We start from the raw sequence: 16,847 nt of genomic DNA on the forward strand, positions 1-16,847 counted from the left end.
CTTGCTTTGACTTGGAGATGAAATGAGCTTTGTTTTCGATATCGCGGGACATCTCTGCGCGGCAGATCACGTGCGTATGCGCGGAAATACGATCGAAGCGGAGTTTGAGCAAAACGTATTGGGCGCTTTGGCGGATGCTTTTGACCGTTCGCATAAAGTGTCCGTGCTCAGCATGCCATCTCTCAGGGTCACCTATTCGGTGCAGGACTATCGGTCCGATGGGCACGGTGGGTGTCGCGCAACGTTTTCTGTCAACAGCTCCGAAGGGCGGGTGCTGCATTAAGGGACGTGGATAACAGTTTTCTGGAGCGGATGCGTTCGCTCCCGACGCGGGTCAGGCCGCAGGCAAATAATCTACCGGGCGGTATCAATAGTGAGCCTGATCAGCGAACCTCAGGGGGGCCAATTGGTCCCCCATTTTTCTTTTGGACAGTGTGGTTGATAGAAATCACGCCGGACACGTGTATAGATAGACGGACAAGGCGCGTTTCCGTCAAGGATCCGGGACGGATCATCGTCTTGCATCAACCATTTCCAGCCACAGCGGAGGTGATCGCGGGCCTTGCGTGGCGGAGGAGGGGAGAGCGATTTGATCTGAAACGCCGGGGCGAGTTTTCCGATGTCGTGCAGAAAGGCGAGCGCGCCGAGGCAGGAGATCTGCTCCTGCGTCAAGGCCTGCGCAGTTGCGCGATTCGCTTTGGTTCTGAATGTGGGAAGATCGAGCAGCGCCATGACAGTGGCCGCGACATCCGCACTATGGTGTGCAAGATGATGAAACGCTTCAAGTGGAAGGTCGGTTTTTCCCCACGGATGCATTTTATAAATTTTATCTCAAATTGTTCAACTGTTAGCTAAACAGTTGGCATTAACAATCGCAAGGATTTTGAAATTGTATCAGGAAATCGGAGAGTGAGTTGGGGTGCCACCTGAACCTTCAAGGGGATACGAGAATGGTGAAGTGCAGGAATTTTTCAGATCAGTTTAAGGCCAATCTGAGAAGTCCGGAAATCTGATTGCATCTAAGTGGAAAAAGATTTTCAATCTCCATATGAATGAAACGGGCAAATCATCTTTTCTTGGAGCGGTGCGGGAAAATCTTTCTCGAATGCCGCCGACGGAACGCCGCCTCGCAGAATTCCTCCTGAATTTTCCCGGGGAACTGGCGAGCTATAATGCGTCAGAGTTGGCAAAGCTGGCGAATGTGTCGAACGCAACTGTGTCCCGTTTTGTTCAAAGGCTCGGTTACACGAGTTATGAAGATGCGCGCCATCATGTGCGGAACGAGCAGAGCACCGGGGCTGCGATTTATCTTTCTGGAACGAAAGAGGATACAGCTTCTGACTTGGTCGATCTACATTTCGCTCAAGGAGCGCGAAATTTGACGGACACGGGCAAGACCATGTCCAGTACAGAGATAGATGAGATCGCAGATGCTATTCTGGCCGCGCGTCGCGTCGCTCTTTTCGGGTTTCGGAGCAGTCAGGCTTTCGCCAGCTATTTACATTGGCAAATGTTGCAGGTTGTCGACAGCAGCCGCTTGTTGCCACAACCGGGCCAAACGCTTGCCGAGGAAATCGCGAGTTTCACCGAAGAGGACTGCGTTCTGTTTTTCGCGCTGCCCCGGCGCATTCGCGACAATGACCTGATCCTCGAACACATTCGCAAGTCCGGAGCGAAACTGCTTTATATTACAGATGACAAAATGCCCCCGCATTCCGGGGTCACATGGCACCTGCGCTGCCGGATCGCGGCGCCGGGGCAGTTGTTCAATCATGTGAGCGTCATTGGGCTGTGCCATCTCTTGGCGACTCGTGTGATCGAGCGCGCAGGCACACCGGCCCGCAAGCGCCTGTCCTACATCGAAGCCCTCCACGATTCGCTCAATGAGCTTTAAAGCGCCCATCCTCTAAGCGTTTCGCCCAAATTTCATGCGCCAAGCGGGGTGTTTCCTGCTGTGCTGGATTGAAAAATAATTTTCACAATCTTTGTGAAAGAAAATTATTGACCAAATTTTTTCAGAAAATACGTTGATGAAAAGCTTCAATCAGACAGAACTCACACCCCGAACACGAGGAAGACCATGAAAAATCCTATCCCCCGCGCGTCAGGACCTCTGCCTTCTCTGAAATCCATGCTGAGGCTCTCACTGGCTGCGGCCGCACTTTCTATCGGGCTATCCGGCGCAGCACTGGCCGAAGGCTCGCTGCGCATCGCGATGACCTCCTCCGATGTGCCGCTTCCGAACGGCCAGACAGATCAGGGCGCGGAAGGCATGCGCTTTATGGGCTATCAGGTGTTCGAGGCGCTCGTTGCCTATGACCTGTCCTCGGCCGACAAACCTGTGACGTTGATCCCCGGCCTCGCGTCCGAGTGGTCGGTCGATCCCGAAGATCAAACCAAATGGACTTTCACACTCCGCAAAGGTGTCACCTTCCATGACGGATCTGCCTTCGACTCCCATGCCGTCGTCTGGAACTTTGACAAGATCCTGAACCCCGATGCGGCGCAATATGACGAAAAGCAATCGGCACAGGGCAGGGGTCGCATCCCGACCGTCGCGAGCTACCGTGCGGTGGATGATATGACCTTCGAGATCACCACAACCGCGCCGGATGCGCTGATCCCCTATCAGATTGCGTGGATCGTGATGTCCTCTCCTGCCGCCTATGAGGCTGCCGGAAGCTGGGATGCTTTCCTGCAATCGCCCTCCGGCACTGGGCCGTTCAAGGTGTCCGAATATGTGCCCCGCGAACGCGCCGTGTTGGTGCCATATGATGGCTACTGGAACGAAGATCGCAAATCCGATCTCGACGAATTGGTTTTGATGCCGGTGCCCGATCCCTCCGCGCGCGTCGCCGCGCTGCGCTCGGGTCAGGTCGACTGGATCGAAGCTCCGCCGCCGGATGCGCTCGATAGCCTCAAAGCCGCAGGTTTTACTATCTCCTCGAACGTCTACCCGCATGTCTGGCCGTGGCATTTCTCCATGCTCGATGGCTCGCCCTGGGCCGATGAACGTATCCGCAAGGCCGCGAACCTCGCCATCGACCGCGAAGGGATGAAGGTGCTTTTGGGCGGCATGATGGTGCCTGCGAAAGGCATGGTGCCGGAAACCAGCGACTGGTTCGGCACGCCTGAGTTCGAGGTCAAATACGATCCCGAGGCGGCCATCGCCCTGATGAAGGAGGCAGGCTACGGCCCGGACAACCGGCTCAAGGTCAAAGCGATCATCTCGCCTGCGGGCTCCGGCCAGATGCAGCCCATGTTGATGAACGAGCTGATCCAACAGAACCTCGCCGCCATCGGTATCGACGTGGAATTCGATGTGCGCGACTGGAACGCGCTTCTGGCGAACTGGCGGGCCGGGGCGAAAGATGCCTCTACCGACGGCGCGCAGTCCACGAACAGCTCCTACTTTAGCCAAGATCCGTTCACCTCTCTGATGCGGCACATCGACAGCCGTTTGGTTGCGCCGAAGGGCACGAACTGGGGCTATTACAGCAACCCGGAAGCCGATGCGCTGATCGACCAGATCCGCACCACCTTCGACCCGGCAGAACAGCTTGAGGCCATTCAGGCGCTGCATGAGCTTTATGTGAACGACGCGCTGTTCCTGTTCGTGGCCCATGACGTCGCGCCGCGCGCCATGGCGCCCGAGGTCCAAGGCTTTGTTCAGGCTCAGAACTGGTTCCAGGACCTCACCCCTGTGACCATCGAAGAGTAACGCGACAGCCCTGGAGGACTGGCCCATGTTGGGATACATACTGAAACGACTGCTCTATGCCGTGCCCGTCACGCTGGCGGTCAGCATCATCTGTTTCTCTCTGGTTCAGCTTGCTCCGGGGGATCCGCTCACGGTCGTGCTCCCCGCCGACGCCTCGCAAGAGATTGTCGACCAGACCCGGGCACGCTACGGCCTTGATAAACCCCTGCCGACGCAATATCTTTTGTGGCTCAGCAATGTTCTACAGGGTGATCTGGGCACCTCGATCGCCTCTGGCCGGTCGGTTTCAAGCGAGATCGGCCATGCCATCGGCTACACCCTGTCCGTGGCAGTTCTGGCCTGTCTTCTGGCGCTGGTGGCCGGTCTCGCCCTAGGGCTTGTGGCGGGCTACACTATGGGCTCACCGATGGACAAAATCGCCTCGGCCACTGCAATCTCGGGCGTCTCCGTGCCGCATTACTGGCTTGGCATCGTGTTGGTGGTGTTTTTCTCCGTCAAACTCGGCTGGTTTCCGGCCATGGGTGCGGGGCGGTCGGGACAAAGCCTTGGTGACGCCTTGAGCTTCATGATCCTGCCGGTTCTGACCATGGCCGCCATGCCCGCGGGCATCATCACCCGGTCTGTACGGGCGCTGGTGGCGGAAAAGCTCGGGCAAGAATTCGTCACGGCACTGCGCGCCAAGGGCATGACCAGCCCGCACATCTTCGCCCATGTCGTCAAGAACGCCGCCCCCACAGCACTAGCCGTGATCGGGGTGCAGATGGGCTATCTCATGGCTGGGTCTATCCTTGTCGAGACCGTCTTTGCCTGGCCCGGCACGGGGCTTTTGCTCAACAACGCCATCCTAACGCGGGACATCCCGCTGTTGCAGGGCACCATTCTGGTCCTTGCCCTGATCTTCGTCGCGCTCAATCTGATTGTCGACATCCTTCAACCTCTGTTCGATCCGAGGATTCAACGCGCATGACTGTTTCCGAGAATGCACTTTCGGCCCAGCCCACGCGCTCGCAAGGCTATTGGTCCAATGTCTGGCGCAAACTGTTGCGAGACCGGGTGTCGGTTGCCTGCATGATCGTGCTGGCCGTCATCATCCTGTCGGCCATATTTGCCCCGCTTCTGACCTCCTACGACCCGGCCATCGGCAGCGTGGTGCAACGCCTGAAACCGCCCTTGACCGACGGCTACATCCTCGGCACCGACGAGTTGGGTCGCGATATGCTGACGCGGTTGCTTTACGGTGGGCGCATGTCCCTGATCATGGGCATTCTGCCAGTGCTTCTGGCGCTTTTGATCGGTGGCACGCTTGGCACGGTTGCGGGCTTTGTCGGCGGCTGGACAAACACCATCATCATGCGCGCCACGGATGTGGTCTTTGCCTTCCCCTCAATCCTTCTGGCCGTCGCCATCGCGGGCGCCTTGGGATCGGGTCTTTTGAATGCGCTGATCGCGCTGACCGTCGTGCTGATCCCACCCATGGTGCGGGTCACGGAAAGTGCGACGACACAGGTCCGCAGCCTCGATTTCGTCGAAGCGGCACGCGCCAGCGGCGCAGGCGGGCTGACCATCATCCGGGTGCATATTCTCGGCAACATCCTCGCGCCTATCGTCGTCTATGCCACGAGCCTCCTGTCGGTCGCGATCATCATGTCGGCGGGTCTGTCGTTCATCGGCCTTGGGACGAAACCGCCGACACCCGAATGGGGGCTGATGCTCAACACGCTGCGCTCCGCCATCTACAGCCAGCCTCTGATCGCAGCACTTCCCGGTGTTTTCATCTTCGCCGTTTCCCTGTCTTTCAACCTGCTTTCGGACGGGCTTCGCTCCGCCATGGATATGTCATGACCGATCAAGGCCTTACACCTCCCCAAACGGTCCCCGCGCTCAGCGCGACAAGCCTGAACAAGACCTTCACCGTGCGTGAAAACGGACTTGGAAAGCCTGCACGATATGTCCATGCGGTATCGGATTTCAGCTTCGATCTGCCCGTAGGCTCCACCCTTGGCATCGTTGGCGAGTCCGGCTGTGGCAAGTCGACCACCGCGCGGTTGTTGATGCATCTTGTCAAACCCGACAGCGGGCAAATCCGCCTTTCCGGCGAGCCGGTGAGCAGGGCCAAGCGCGATCTGAAACAGTTCCGCCGCAAGGTGCAGATGGTCTTTCAAGATAGCTCCGCCTCGCTCAATCCCCGCCTGACCATCGAGCAATCCATCACCTTCGCGCCCATGGTGCATGGTGTGTCTTTGAGAGCGGCGCGCGAGACCGCGTGGCGCTTGCTGGACCGTGTGGGACTCGATCCCGCGCGCTTTACCGGGCGCTATCCTCATGAGCTGTCTGGCGGTCAGCGCCAGCGTGTCAACATCGCCCGCGCTCTTGCGCTCAACCCGAGAGTGGTGATTTTCGACGAGGCGGTATCAGCGCTCGACAAATCGGTCGAAGCCCAGGTTCTGAACCTCTTGAACGAGCTGAAAGCCGAGTTTGGCCTGAGCTATATCTTTATCAGTCACGATCTCAACGTGGTGCGCTACATTTCCGACCATGTTCTGGTGATGTATCTCGGGCAGGTCGTGGAACAGGGGCCGGTCGACCAGGTTTACGCCACCCCGCGTCATCCCTACACGCGCGCCCTTCTGGCCTCGATGCCAAGCCCGGACCCGGAACAACGCACCATGGCCGCGCCGATCACCGGCGATCCGCCGAGCCCGATTGATCTGCCGCCCGGCTGCCGCTTTGCCCCGCGTTGTGCCTTTGCGGAAAGCATCTGCGACACCATGCCCTACGAGCTGCGCCACGGCGAGACGCGCGTGCGGTGCCATATGGCCGATCCGAAATTGGGTCATTCCAAGGCCGAGGTGATACAATGAACACGCCCCTTTTGTCCGCCAAGGATCTGACCGTGCAGTTTCGCACTCCGAAAGGGCCGATCACGGCCGTCAATGGCATCGACCTGACGCTTGAGCGCGGTGAAGTGCTCGGCATCATCGGGGAAAGCGGCAGCGGCAAAAGCGTCACCATGCGGGCGCTCTTGCGCATTCTCCCGGAGGCCAAGACGGAAATTGCCGGCGATCTGAAACTCGATGGCAAAGATGTGCTGAGCCTCAAGGGCCACGATCTTGCGGCTTATCGCGGTGGCGATGTCTCCATGGTGTTTCAGGAACCGGCGACGGCGCTCGACCCGGTCTTCACCATCGGCACCCAGATTTCCGAGACCGTTCGTCGGCACCGCAAGGTGAGCCGCAAAGACGCCCAAGCGCGGGCGCTCGAAATGCTCGAGCTCGTGCGCATCCCCTCGCCAGCTTCGCGTTTGGGCAATTATCCGCACGAGATGTCCGGCGGTATGCGCCAACGCGCAATGATCGCGTTGGCGCTGGCCGCAGGGCCAAAGCTTTTGCTCGCCGATGAGCCGACAACCGCGCTCGATGCAACGGTGCAGATCCAGGTGATCCTGCTGCTCAGGGAGCTGCAAAGGGAGATGGGCATGGCAACGATTTTCGTCACGCATGACGTGGGCGTGGCCGCCGAAATCTCTGACCGGATCGCGGTGATGTATGCCGGGCGGATCGTGGAAACGGGCACCGCCGCCGAAGTTCTGAAAAACCCGAAACATCCCTACACGCAGGGGCTTTTGTCCTCGACCGTTCAAGGCGCTGTACCCGGCACCCCGATCAAGGCCATTCCCGGCATGCCACCCGATCTGGCGCAGATGCCGCCAGGCTGCGCCTTTGCCCCCCGCTGCCCCCTGGCCACGTCGGCCTGTCAGGCTGCGGTGCCGGACTTGCGGGCGCAAGGCGGGGAACGCCGCGTCGCCTGCGTCAGACTGGAGGAGATCGCATGACCCGCCCCCCTTATCGTATCGCTTTGCTCAACCCGAACACCAATACGGCCACGACGGCTTTGATGACCGGCATCGCGCAGGCGCTTTGCCCGCCGAATGTCGAGGTGCAGGGCCACACGATGATGCTTGGCCCGAGCATCATCACCAACGAAGCCGCACTTGAAGCCGCGGCGAAACAGGTGGTGACGGTCGGTGTCGGGCTTGCCTCCGCCGGTGTGGACGCGCTGATCGTATCGGCCTTTGGCGATCCGGGGCTTTTGGATCTGCGCGACCGTGTCGACATTCCCGTCGCGGGGATTGCCGAAGCGGGAATGGCAGAAGCCGCCAAGGATGGGCGGAAGTTTTCGATCATCACCACAACGCCAGACCTTGAGGCCTCAATTCTCGAAAAAGTCACGCTCTATGGCTATCAGGAGCAACTTGCCTCTCTGCGCATTTCCGAGGGTGATGCCTTTGCCGTGATGGCAGACGAGGCCCGCATGAAGGCCGCGCTCATCGCCATCGCGCGGCAATGCGAAACAGATGGGGCCGAGGCCCTGTTGCTGGGCGGCGGTCCCTTGGCCCGCGCCGCCACAGCGGTCGCGGATGCGATCCCCTTGCCGATCATCGAGCCAGTGTCCGCTGGCCTGCGTTACGCCCTGAACACTTTGGGCCTGACGTTTTCATTCCCTGAAAGACGATCATCCATGTCGCTTTCTTAATTTTCCCGACCCCAACCAAAGAGTAAAACGATGTTCACATCCTTCCACCGCATTTCTGCGGCATCTCTTCTGCTGCTTGCAACGGCGCTTCCGTCGCAGGCCGAAACCCTGCGCTGGCTGACCCAGACCCAGTCGCACAACGCCCAATACCCGGTTGAAATGGCCGCGATTGAGGCCATTGGCGCTACGGGCGTCACTGTCGAGCGCAACGAATTTCAGGTTCTGGGCCTGAACCTCGCGGACTCCCTGCGTCTCGTCGGCTCCGGCGCGTTTCAGCTTGGCACCACACAGGTCGGCTCCGCCGCGAAAGACGATCCTTTCCTCGAAGGCATCGACCTGATCGGCGTGTCCACCAACATGGATGAGCTGAAACAGGCCGTGGACGCCTATCGCGAGGCGTTCAACGCCCGTCTGGGTGAGAAATTCGGCGTCAAAGCCGTGGCGATTTGGCCCTTCGGGCCGCAGGTGTTCCTCTGCAACCAGCCGGTTGAGACGCTCGACGACCTTCAGGGTCTGAAAGTACGCTCTTTCACCGCCTCCATGTCGACCTTGCTCAAAGATCTGGGCGCAACGCCTGTCACGCTGAGCTTCCCCGAGGTCTACCCGGCGCTTCAGCGCGGTGTGGCCTCCTGCGGCGTCACCTCGCCGACCTCGTCCAACACCGGCAAATGGCCAGAAGTGACCAGCCATCTCTATCCGCTCTCCGTCTCCGGCTCTGTTCAGGCGCATCTGGTCAATCTTGAGTGGTTGAACGGCCTTTCCGAGGAACAGAACGCCGCTTTCGAAGCCAGCATGGCGGAGATGGAAACCGGGTTTTGGGCGCTTGCCGTCGAGACCAACGATGTGGCGCAAAGCTGTTCCACGGGCGGGGACTGCCCGGACGATGGGCTCTACACTTCTTACGACATGACGCTGGTGCCGGTAAGCGACACCGACAAAGCGACCGTCGCTGAGGTTGCCGCCACTAAAATTCTGCCGGAATGGGCGGCGCGCTGTGAGGCGGGTTATCCGGGCTGCACCGAGATATGGAACGACACAGTCGGCAAGGCACGGGGGCTCGTGATCGAATGAGCCGGTTGCCAGCAGAAACACCGTTTGTGTTGAAACGTATCGAGACCCTGTCTCGACTGTTTGCCCTTGCGGCCGGAGCATCGGTGGCTCTGCTGGCAGTCCTCATCTGTCTCGACATTGGGGCGCGCAGCCTGCTCAATGTTTCGTTGCAGGGCACGGATGAGCTTGGCGGCTACGTCCTGGCCTTCGCCGGCTCTTGCGGTTTGGCCTATACGCTCTTGCACAAAGGTCATCCGCGCATCGACATCGCCCTGAGCCGTTTGCCCCGCGTGTTGCAAAACCCGGCGCATGTTCTGGCGCAGGGCACGCTGGCCGCTATGGCGAGTTTCATGGCCTATCATGCCGTGGGCGAGTTAGCGCAGACCATTCGCTTTGGTGCGGTGACGAACACACCGCTGCAAACCCCGCTTTGGGTGCCACAAGGGCTTTGGGCTCTGGGCTGCGGTGTGTTTGCGCTCACCACCATTGCGACCACGCTGCACGCGATCTGGCTCATGGTGCGCGCGCCAGAGAGGGTCGCGCTCTTCTATGGGCCGATGACCGTCTCGGAAGAAGTTGAAGACTTCATGGAAACACCTCAAGGGGAGGCTCGGTCATGATCGGGATCGAAGGTGCCGTTATCGGTTTTGCTCTTTTGCTCGTTCTTCTGCTGATCGGCCTGCATATCGCCGTCGCATTGTTCAGCGTCGCCGTCTTGGGCGCATGGGTGTTCTTCGGAGACGCCATGTTCCGCCCCTTTGGCACGATGATGTGGGGCACGCTCAACAACTTTCTTTTGGTCGCGATCCCGCTCTTTGTCTTCATGGGGGAGGTGCTAGTCCGCGGCGGGGTGACCGAGCGCATGTATCGGGCCTTGTCGGATTGGCTGCGCCCTTTGCCGGGTGGGCTTCTCCACACCAATATCATCGCCTCCACGGTTTTCGCCGCGATCTCAGGCTCGTCGGTCGCAACAGCGGCAACCATCGGCACGGTCGCATTCCCGACCTTTCGCAAGCAGAACTATTCCGAGCGCTGGGTTGCGGGCACGGTGGCCTCCGGCGCCACCTTGGGCATCCTGATCCCACCGTCGATCAACCTGATCATCTATGGCGCGATCACCAACACCTCGATCGGCGCGTTGTTTATCGCCGGGATTGTGCCGGGGCTTATTCTGGCAGCACTGTTTATGGGGGTGATAGCTGTATGGAGCATCCTTGATCCGCGTATTGCCGGCCCGCACGGGAAACTGGCCCCATGGCCTGAACGTCGCAAACGGTTAAGCGACCTTCTCCCGCCGCTGGTCATTTTCATCGTCGTGATGGGCTCGATCTATGGTGGTTGGGCCACCCCGACCGAAGCGGCCGGTGTCGGCGTCGTCACCGCAATGTTGCTTGTTGCCCTCTATGGTCGGCTGAACTGGGCGATGCTGAAAGAGGCCATGCTGTCGACCGTGACCACCACAGCCATGACGCTTCTGATCCTCGTCGCCGCCTTTTACATGAACTTCATTCTCGGCGTGCTGGGCGTGCCCCGCGTCGTGTCGGAGTTCGTCGCCGCCTTGGATGTGCAGCCGTTGGTCATGCTATTAATCCTCGTCTGTCTCTACCTGATACTCGGCTGTTTCCTTGATGCTCTGGCGATGATGATCGCGACCATTCCGATTGTCTGGCCGATCATGGAGCAACTCGGCTATTCGCCTGTTTGGTTCGGGATTTTCCTCGTCATGATGTGCGAATTGGCCCTGATCACGCCGCCCGTCGGGATGAACCTCTACATCGTGCAAAGCGTGCGTGGACGCGGCCATGTTGGAACGGTGATTGCGGGCGTGCTCCCATTTCTCATATGCATCCTCGCTTTGGTCGCGCTTCTGGGCATTTTTCCGGGGCTCATCCTTGGATAACGAGAACCGATGGCGCACCGATGGCGCAAAGAGGAATGTATGGGGAAGAATATCCGCTCAGGTGTCGCGGCAGAGTTTTTCAACACAATCCGCCCCTTTCAGAGGTTCTCGCGACTGCGGCGTAGAGCGAGCACTTACGGCGAAGGGTAGGGAGATCCGTGACGCGGCCCTTGGCCTACCGAGTAATGCTGGATGATGTCAGATTTGGGCCGCTTCCCCTATCCCACAATCTCAATGGAAATCCCGGCTCGGAAACAACCGCTTGGCCTGCTCCCTTGGATGACGCGCACGGGGAGGGTAACGTGGCGGTCGTGGCGCGTCGTCGGCTTGGGGTTGGGTGATGCCGATGGCGTCGTCGAGCGGGTGGCCCAGGTCTGAGAGCTTGTGCGACAGGTCTTCGATGTGATCCGCGATGAGATGCACGACGATGCCTTCGCGCTCCAATCGCCCGGTGACACGCAACAGCCGTCCGCCCATGACGATGCGGCGGAAACGCTCGTAGACCTTGGGCCAGACCACGATATTGCTGACGCCGGTCTCGTCTTCAAGCGTCAGAAAGATCACGCCCGAGGCTGTGCCGGGACGTTGCCGGGTGATGACGAGGCCGCAGACCGTGGTGCGGATGAGGGGCGCTGTGGGCAGGCGGTCGTGCGGCGTCAGGCCGGGGAGTGACGGGCGCAAAAGCTCCATCGGATGAGCGCGGAGTGTCAGGCGCAGGGCAACGTAATCCTCCACCACTTCCTCTCCCAAATGCATGTTGGGGAGGATCACATCGGGTTCGCGAATGCCCTCACCATCGAGCGGATCTGAGAACAACGGCAGCGGTTTCGGGGCCCGGATCGCCCGGACCTGCCAAAGCGCATCGCGACGGGTCAGCCCCATGCCGATGAAGGCATCCGCCTCGGCCAGCCGCTCAAGCACGGAGGGCGCGACACCGGCGCGAAGCCAGACGCTTTCCGGGTCTTGGTAGCCATTGCCGCGCGCCGCTGTGATCCAACCCGCATCCTCTTCGCGAAAGCCTTTGATCTGGCGAAACCCGAGGCGCAGCGCCAATGCCCCGTCGGCGCGACGTTCCAGCAGGTTGTCCCACTCCGAATGGTTGACGCAAACGGGCCGCACCTCGACGCCGTGGTCGCGCACGTCGCGCACAATCTGGGCGGGGGCGTAAAATCCCATCGGCTGGGAGTTGAGCAAAGCACAGGCGAACACTGCCGGGTGATGGCATTTGAGCCAGGACGACACATAGGTCAGCATGGCAAAGGCCGCCGCGTGACTTTCTGGGAAACCGTAATCGGCGAAGCCCTCGATCTGGCCGAAACAGGCCATGGCGACCTCTTCGGAATACCCGTTGTCCCTCATGCCGCGCACAAACCGGTCGCGATGCTCGCCAATGGTGCCCATGCGCCGGAAAGAGGCCAGCGAGCGGCGGAGTTTATCGGCCTCCTCCGCCGAATAGCCTGCGCCGACGACGGCGATCTGCATCGCCTGTTCTTGAAACAGCGGCACGCCAAGTGTCTTACGCGTGACCTCTTCGAGCGCAGGGCCAAAGGGTTCGGGGGCCTCAAGTCCCTGACGCCGCCGGATATAGGGTTTGACCATGCCGCCTTGAATGGGGCCGGGGCGGACAATCGCGACCTCGATCACCAGATCGTAAAACGTGGCGGGCTTCATGCGCGGCAGGAAGTTCATTTGCGCCCGGCTTTCGACCTGAAACACCCCCACCGCATCGGCGCGTTGCAGCATCTCATAGGTCGTGCGGTCCTCTTGCGGCACGGTGTCGAGGGTGAGCCGCGTCTTCTCATGCGCGTCCAAAAGATCGAAGCTCTTGCGCAGACAGGTGAGCATCCCGAGGCTCAGAACATCGACCTTGAGGATACCCAAGGCGTCGATGTCGTCCTTATCCCATTCGATCACCGTCCGGTTTTCCATCGCCGCGTTCTCGATGGGGCAAAGCTCGTCCAGACGTCCGCGCGTGATGATGAAACCGCCAACATGTTGTGAAAGGTGGCGCGGGAAACCGATGATCTCGCCGATGAGTTCAAGCGTCTGCGCCAGCCGTCGGTCCGTCGGATCGAGCCCCAGCGCCCGAACCCGGTCCATATCCGGCCCGGCGTTCGACATGCCCCAGATGTCACCCGACAGCCGCGCGGTGAGGTCCTGAGACAGGCCCATGACCTTGCCGACCTCCCGGATCGCGGCGCGGGTGCGGAAATGGATCACGGTGGCACAAAGCCCGGCGCGGTGGCGACCGTATTTCTCATAAATCCACTGGATCACCTCCTCGCGGCGCTCGTGTTCGAAATCCACGTCTATGTCGGGCGGTTCGCCCCGGTGGCGGGAGATGAAGCGCTCGAACACCATACCGATCATGTCAGGCGACACGTCTGTGATGCCCAGAAGGTAACAGAGGATGGAATTGGCCGCCGAACCGCGCCCTTGACAGAGAATGCCGCGGGACCGCGCCTCCTGCACGATGTCATGCACGGTGAGGAAATAGGGCGCGTACTTGAGCTCGCCGATCAGGGACAGCTCCTTGTCCATCAACTGATGCACACGCTCGGACGCGCCATCGGAATAGCGACGGCGCAGCCCCTCGCGCGCCAGTCGGTCCAGCCGGTCCTGCGGCGCTTCGCCCTCCGACATCTCATCGGGGTATTCGTAACTCAGCTCCGAGAGGTCAAACCCACAGCGCGCGGCGATCTCCAACGTGCGTTTGAGCGCCGCCGGATGGTTGCGATAGAGCCGCGCCATGTCGGCGGCGCCTTTAAGACGGCGTTCGGCATTGGGCAGGGCGCGCGTGCCGATCCGGTCGATGGTCAATCCCTCGCGCAGACAGGTCAGCACATCCGCGAGTCTGCGCCGCCGCCCGTGATGCATCAGCACATCGCCCACCGCCACCATCGGGGTCGAACACCGCAGCGCCAGTGCGGCACAGGCTTTGAGCCACGCCTGATCGGAGCCGTCATATCGCGGCGCGGCGCCGAGAAAGACCTGACCGGGGTAACGGCGTTGGAGGGTTTGGAGGGCTGCTTGAGCGCGGGCCAGATTCTTGGGCGGCAGAGCGATGAGGATCATCCCCTGACATCCGGCCTCCAGATCGCGCAGATCAAGATGGCACTCGGCCTTTTCCGCCCGTCGTTTGCCCAAGGTTAACAGCCGGGACAGCCGCTGATAGGCGGCGCGGTCTGTGGGCAGCGCAAGCCATTCCACGGGGCAATCGCGCAGAACGAGGCGGCTTCCGACGATGAGCTTCGGCAGCTTTGGAGTAAGCGGAGTGGGGAGGTCTTGCGGCGACCCAATCTCTTGTCGCGAACAGGGATCGACCCGATGGGACGACCGCACGCGAAGCTGTTCGGCGACCTCTTCGCGCAGTGTCTTGAGCGCGGAATAGGCCCGCACCACGCCCGCGAGCGTGTTGCGGTCGGTGATTGCGATGGCCTCAAGGCCCAGCTCTGCGGCGCGCAGCATCAGCTCCTCGGGATGCGAGGCGCCTGTGAGGAAGGTAAAGTTCGAGGTGATGCAAAGCTCGGCATAAGAGGCGGGCTGGGGATGAGTATTTGGACTGCAATGAAGGCTCATGCGAATTCCCCCTGCACGAACCAGCCGGGGTTTTGCGGCGTGTGATAAAGCCAAAGTCGACGGCCTTCGCGGGTCTCGATCCGCCAGTAATCGCGCACGCCCGAACGCCACGCCTCATCCGGCAGCCACCATTCCGGTGCGATGCGTTCGGGGCCGATGGCGCGCCCGGTGGTGAGCGACATGCGGCGCCAGCGAAACCGCACAGGCGGCTCCGCGCTGTATCCTGCAATCGGTTCCGGTGGAAACAGGTGCAGGGGACGCGGGCGCAGGTAGGACCATGCGCTGTCGGGTGTGCTGAAGGCGGCGGGGGCGATGGCAAAGCTGCGCTCCGGGATGTGGCTGTCGGCGGGGAGGAAGCGTTGTACGTTGTCCAATCCGATGCGGGTACCGATGCGGGTGATCAGGTCGTTGAGCTGATCAGGGGAGGTTTGCGCGCTGCCGATCTGTTGCACGGGGAGCGGTTCGACCTGTGTGGCCTCAAGCCGGATCTGGTCAATGCCAAAGCCCGCGTCCACGTCCTCCACGCCACGTTCGAACAGGGGCAAAATCCGGTGCGGGTCCCGCATGGGGGCGGCAAGGCGCAGCTCGACTTGTTGGCTGCCCTGATCGACCCGGCGCAGGGTGAGGGTCAGGCGACGCGCGCCCATTTCATGACGGTTGAGCTTATCGCAGAGCGGGGTCAGAAGTCGGGCGGTGAGGCCCATCACGTCCTCTGTCAGACCGACGGGCTCGGGCAGGCTTATGCGTGTCGCAAAGCTTGGCGGTTCGCTTTCGGGCATGACGGGTTCGGGGATCGACCCCATGGCTTGATCAAGATGGAGCAGCAGATCAGGGCCGAACCGACGGGCCAAGGGGGCGCGGGCGGCCTCCGCCAGATCGCCAATGCTGCGCAGGCCAAGACGTTGCAGGGCAGTGACGGTGGTGTCTTCAAGACGGAGCGCGGCCACCGGCAGATCGGTGAGGGCTTCCTCTCCCGCGCCATAATGCGCATAGGCCCAAGCCGCACCTCGGGTCTCGGCGCAGCCCAAACGGAGCGTCAGTCCGGCGCGCATCGCGCGGCTCTGAATATCCGCCAGCATCTCCGCTTCGCCGCCCCAAAGATGGGTCGATCCGGTGACATCCAGCACCAGCCCATCCACACCATCGCGTCCGACCCACGGACAATAGTGCGTCGCCCAGCGGCGCAGCGTGGCCAGGAAGCGGGCGTCGAGATCGGGGCGCGCGGGCTGACTGATCAGATCGGGGCAAAAGGCGCGGGCATCGGCGAAGCTCATGCCGCGCGTCAGGCCGAGCCGTTCGGCGGTCTCGTTGAGACAATAAATCCGTTCGGTGTTGTTCGACTTAAGCGTGATCGCGAAAGGACCATCGACAGGACGTGCGCGCAGAACCCGGTCACTCGCGAACCGGGGAAACCACATGCACACGACGCGCTTTTTGATCCCATCGAACATTCCAGGCACCCAATGTTCCTGATTTGTTCCTTTTAATTTCCCATCGCATCAGAGTCGAGTCTTCCTCTGCGGCATCGAAGACCGGCGTGGCTCGCCAACGGGTGTCGGTCGCATTGGACCCCATGCCTTCGGGAATGATACAGAGCCCCGTGGTGCCGCCCGCCTTGGCCGCGAGTTGCAACCGCCGTCCCTCGCGCAGGTTCAGCGGACGGGTGATCTCGAGGACGACAAAGGGCAGCGCGCCGTCTTTGAGCGCTTCTTCGGCCACGGCCAGCGCATCGGTCTGATCCTTGGGGCGGGCCAGCAACAGAAGGGCCGGGTCGAACATCGGCAATAGCCCCTGCGGGGTGAGCGTGTCCGACAGCCAGCTTTCCCTGATCCACAGGCATGCCCCCGCAGCGGCCATGGCGGCAAAGCTCATGGAACCGGGGCCATAGACCTCATGAACCCGCGCACGGCGCAAGGGGAAGACAGTGTGAAAATCGACTCGCATAATGGGAACGTAGCAAGAACATCGGCGTGCGGCAATCAGGCTGCGATGGGAAGCGATGTCCAACATATAGATCGGCGTCAAACAGAGCTGACACATCCCGGCACACATGGTACGCAGACC

The 16,847-nt window shown here is 60.9% G+C and carries 15 protein-coding genes; 11 read left to right on the forward strand and 4 right to left on the reverse strand.

Going from position 1 to position 16,847, the window contains the following annotated elements:
• Positions 1-22 precede the first annotated feature (22 nt).
• Positions 23-283, forward strand: coding sequence for a hypothetical protein (locus B30_RS22240; protein WP_009573470.1), 261 nt, complete (start codon positions 23-25; stop codon positions 281-283).
• Positions 284-393: 110 nt separating this feature from the next.
• On the opposite strand, the gene B30_RS22815 is transcribed toward B30_RS22240, so the two are convergent.
• Positions 394-816 carry an HD domain-containing protein gene (locus B30_RS22815; RefSeq protein ID WP_009573471.1) on the reverse strand — a complete coding sequence of 141 codons (423 nt, stop codon included), beginning with the start codon at positions 814-816 and terminating at the stop codon, positions 394-396.
• A 232-nt stretch (positions 817-1,048) separates the two neighbouring features.
• On the opposite strand from B30_RS22815, the gene B30_RS17385 reads away from it, so the two are divergent.
• The 10 genes from B30_RS17385 (at position 1,049) to B30_RS17430 (ending at position 11,204) form a co-directional block, all read left to right on the forward strand.
• Positions 1,049-1,894: a MurR/RpiR family transcriptional regulator gene (locus tag B30_RS17385; RefSeq protein ID WP_009573472.1), complete on the forward strand. Its 846-nt coding sequence runs from the start codon at positions 1,049-1,051 to the stop codon at positions 1,892-1,894.
• A gap of 186 nt (positions 1,895-2,080) precedes the next feature.
• Positions 2,081-3,721 carry an ABC transporter substrate-binding protein gene (locus B30_RS17390; protein WP_081583749.1) on the forward strand — a complete coding sequence of 547 codons (1,641 nt, stop codon included), beginning with the start codon at positions 2,081-2,083 and terminating at the stop codon, positions 3,719-3,721.
• Between the two features lie 25 nt (positions 3,722-3,746).
• On the forward strand, positions 3,747-4,688 hold the full coding sequence (locus tag B30_RS17395; RefSeq protein WP_009573474.1) for an ABC transporter permease: 942 nt from the start codon (positions 3,747-3,749) through the stop codon (positions 4,686-4,688).
• On the forward strand, positions 4,685-5,563 hold the full coding sequence (locus B30_RS17400) for an ABC transporter permease (RefSeq protein WP_009573475.1): 879 nt from the start codon (positions 4,685-4,687) through the stop codon (positions 5,561-5,563). The genes B30_RS17395 and B30_RS17400 overlap by 4 nt, the downstream gene beginning before the upstream one ends.
• Positions 5,560-6,582, forward strand: a complete 1,023-nt coding sequence (locus B30_RS17405) for an ABC transporter ATP-binding protein (protein ID WP_009573476.1) — start codon at positions 5,560-5,562, stop codon at positions 6,580-6,582. The genes B30_RS17400 and B30_RS17405 overlap by 4 nt, the downstream gene beginning before the upstream one ends.
• Entirely contained in the window at positions 6,579-7,553 is a 975-nt protein-coding gene (locus B30_RS17410; protein ID WP_009573477.1) for an ABC transporter ATP-binding protein, read from the forward strand. Before B30_RS17405 ends, B30_RS17410 begins: the two co-directional genes overlap by 4 nt.
• On the forward strand, positions 7,550-8,254 hold the full coding sequence (locus B30_RS17415; RefSeq protein WP_009573478.1) for an aspartate/glutamate racemase family protein: 705 nt from the start codon (positions 7,550-7,552) through the stop codon (positions 8,252-8,254). The genes B30_RS17410 and B30_RS17415 overlap by 4 nt, the downstream gene beginning before the upstream one ends.
• Positions 8,255-8,284: 30 nt before the next feature.
• Complete coding sequence (locus B30_RS17420) at positions 8,285-9,325, forward strand: TRAP transporter substrate-binding protein (protein ID WP_009573479.1); 1,041 nt, start codon at positions 8,285-8,287, stop codon at positions 9,323-9,325.
• Complete coding sequence (locus tag B30_RS17425; protein ID WP_009573480.1) at positions 9,322-9,924, forward strand: TRAP transporter small permease subunit; 603 nt, start codon at positions 9,322-9,324, stop codon at positions 9,922-9,924. Before B30_RS17420 ends, B30_RS17425 begins: the two co-directional genes overlap by 4 nt.
• Positions 9,921-11,204: a TRAP transporter large permease gene (locus tag B30_RS17430; protein WP_009573481.1), complete on the forward strand. Its 1,284-nt coding sequence runs from the start codon at positions 9,921-9,923 to the stop codon at positions 11,202-11,204. Before B30_RS17425 ends, B30_RS17430 begins: the two co-directional genes overlap by 4 nt.
• 231 nt (positions 11,205-11,435) lie before the next feature.
• On the opposite strand, the gene B30_RS17435 is transcribed toward B30_RS17430, so the two are convergent.
• The 3 genes from B30_RS17435 to B30_RS17445 are packed head-to-tail and all read right to left on the reverse strand — an operon-like array spanning position 11,436 to position 16,727.
• Complete coding sequence (locus tag B30_RS17435; RefSeq protein WP_009573482.1) at positions 11,436-14,783, reverse strand: error-prone DNA polymerase; 3,348 nt, start codon at positions 14,781-14,783, stop codon at positions 11,436-11,438.
• Entirely contained in the window at positions 14,780-16,234 is a 1,455-nt protein-coding gene (locus tag B30_RS17440; RefSeq protein ID WP_040402861.1) for a Y-family DNA polymerase, read from the reverse strand. The genes B30_RS17435 and B30_RS17440 overlap by 4 nt, the downstream gene beginning before the upstream one ends.
• Positions 16,176-16,727 (reverse strand): ImuA family protein, encoded by a 552-nt coding sequence (locus tag B30_RS17445; RefSeq protein ID WP_040402879.1) that lies wholly within the window; start codon positions 16,725-16,727, stop codon positions 16,176-16,178. Before B30_RS17445 ends, B30_RS17440 begins: the two co-directional genes overlap by 59 nt.
• Between the last annotated feature and the right edge of the window lie 120 nt (positions 16,728-16,847).

Source organism: Celeribacter baekdonensis B30, from assembly GCF_000299875.1.
Taxonomy (GTDB): domain Bacteria; phylum Pseudomonadota; class Alphaproteobacteria; order Rhodobacterales; family Rhodobacteraceae; genus Celeribacter; species Celeribacter baekdonensis_A.

What these genes read in the sequence shown, in the direction of transcription:
- B30_RS17410 (WP_009573477.1), top strand. Translation starts at nt 6,579, where the DNA reads ATGAACACGCCCCTTTTGTCCGCCAAGGATCTGACCGTGCAGTTTCGC.
- B30_RS17395 (WP_009573474.1), top strand. Translation starts at nt 3,747, where the DNA reads ATGTTGGGATACATACTGAAACGACTGCTCTATGCCGTGCCCGTCACG.
- B30_RS17400 (WP_009573475.1), top strand. Translation starts at nt 4,685, where the DNA reads ATGACTGTTTCCGAGAATGCACTTTCGGCCCAGCCCACGCGCTCGCAA.
- B30_RS22815 (WP_009573471.1), bottom strand. Translation starts at nt 816, where the DNA reads ATGCATCCGTGGGGAAAAACCGACCTTCCACTTGAAGCGTTTCATCAT.
- B30_RS17440 (WP_040402861.1), bottom strand. Translation starts at nt 16,234, where the DNA reads ATGTTCGATGGGATCAAAAAGCGCGTCGTGTGCATGTGGTTTCCCCGG.
- B30_RS17385 (WP_009573472.1), top strand. Translation starts at nt 1,049, where the DNA reads ATGAATGAAACGGGCAAATCATCTTTTCTTGGAGCGGTGCGGGAAAAT.
- B30_RS17420 (WP_009573479.1), top strand. Translation starts at nt 8,285, where the DNA reads ATGTTCACATCCTTCCACCGCATTTCTGCGGCATCTCTTCTGCTGCTT.
- B30_RS17435 (WP_009573482.1), bottom strand. Translation starts at nt 14,783, where the DNA reads ATGAGCCTTCATTGCAGTCCAAATACTCATCCCCAGCCCGCCTCTTAT.
- B30_RS17405 (WP_009573476.1), top strand. Translation starts at nt 5,560, where the DNA reads ATGACCGATCAAGGCCTTACACCTCCCCAAACGGTCCCCGCGCTCAGC.
- B30_RS17390 (WP_081583749.1), top strand. Translation starts at nt 2,081, where the DNA reads ATGAAAAATCCTATCCCCCGCGCGTCAGGACCTCTGCCTTCTCTGAAA.
- B30_RS22240 (WP_009573470.1), top strand. Translation starts at nt 23, where the DNA reads ATGAGCTTTGTTTTCGATATCGCGGGACATCTCTGCGCGGCAGATCAC.
- B30_RS17415 (WP_009573478.1), top strand. Translation starts at nt 7,550, where the DNA reads ATGACCCGCCCCCCTTATCGTATCGCTTTGCTCAACCCGAACACCAAT.
- B30_RS17445 (WP_040402879.1), bottom strand. Translation starts at nt 16,727, where the DNA reads ATGCGAGTCGATTTTCACACTGTCTTCCCCTTGCGCCGTGCGCGGGTT.
- B30_RS17425 (WP_009573480.1), top strand. Translation starts at nt 9,322, where the DNA reads ATGAGCCGGTTGCCAGCAGAAACACCGTTTGTGTTGAAACGTATCGAG.
- B30_RS17430 (WP_009573481.1), top strand. Translation starts at nt 9,921, where the DNA reads ATGATCGGGATCGAAGGTGCCGTTATCGGTTTTGCTCTTTTGCTCGTT.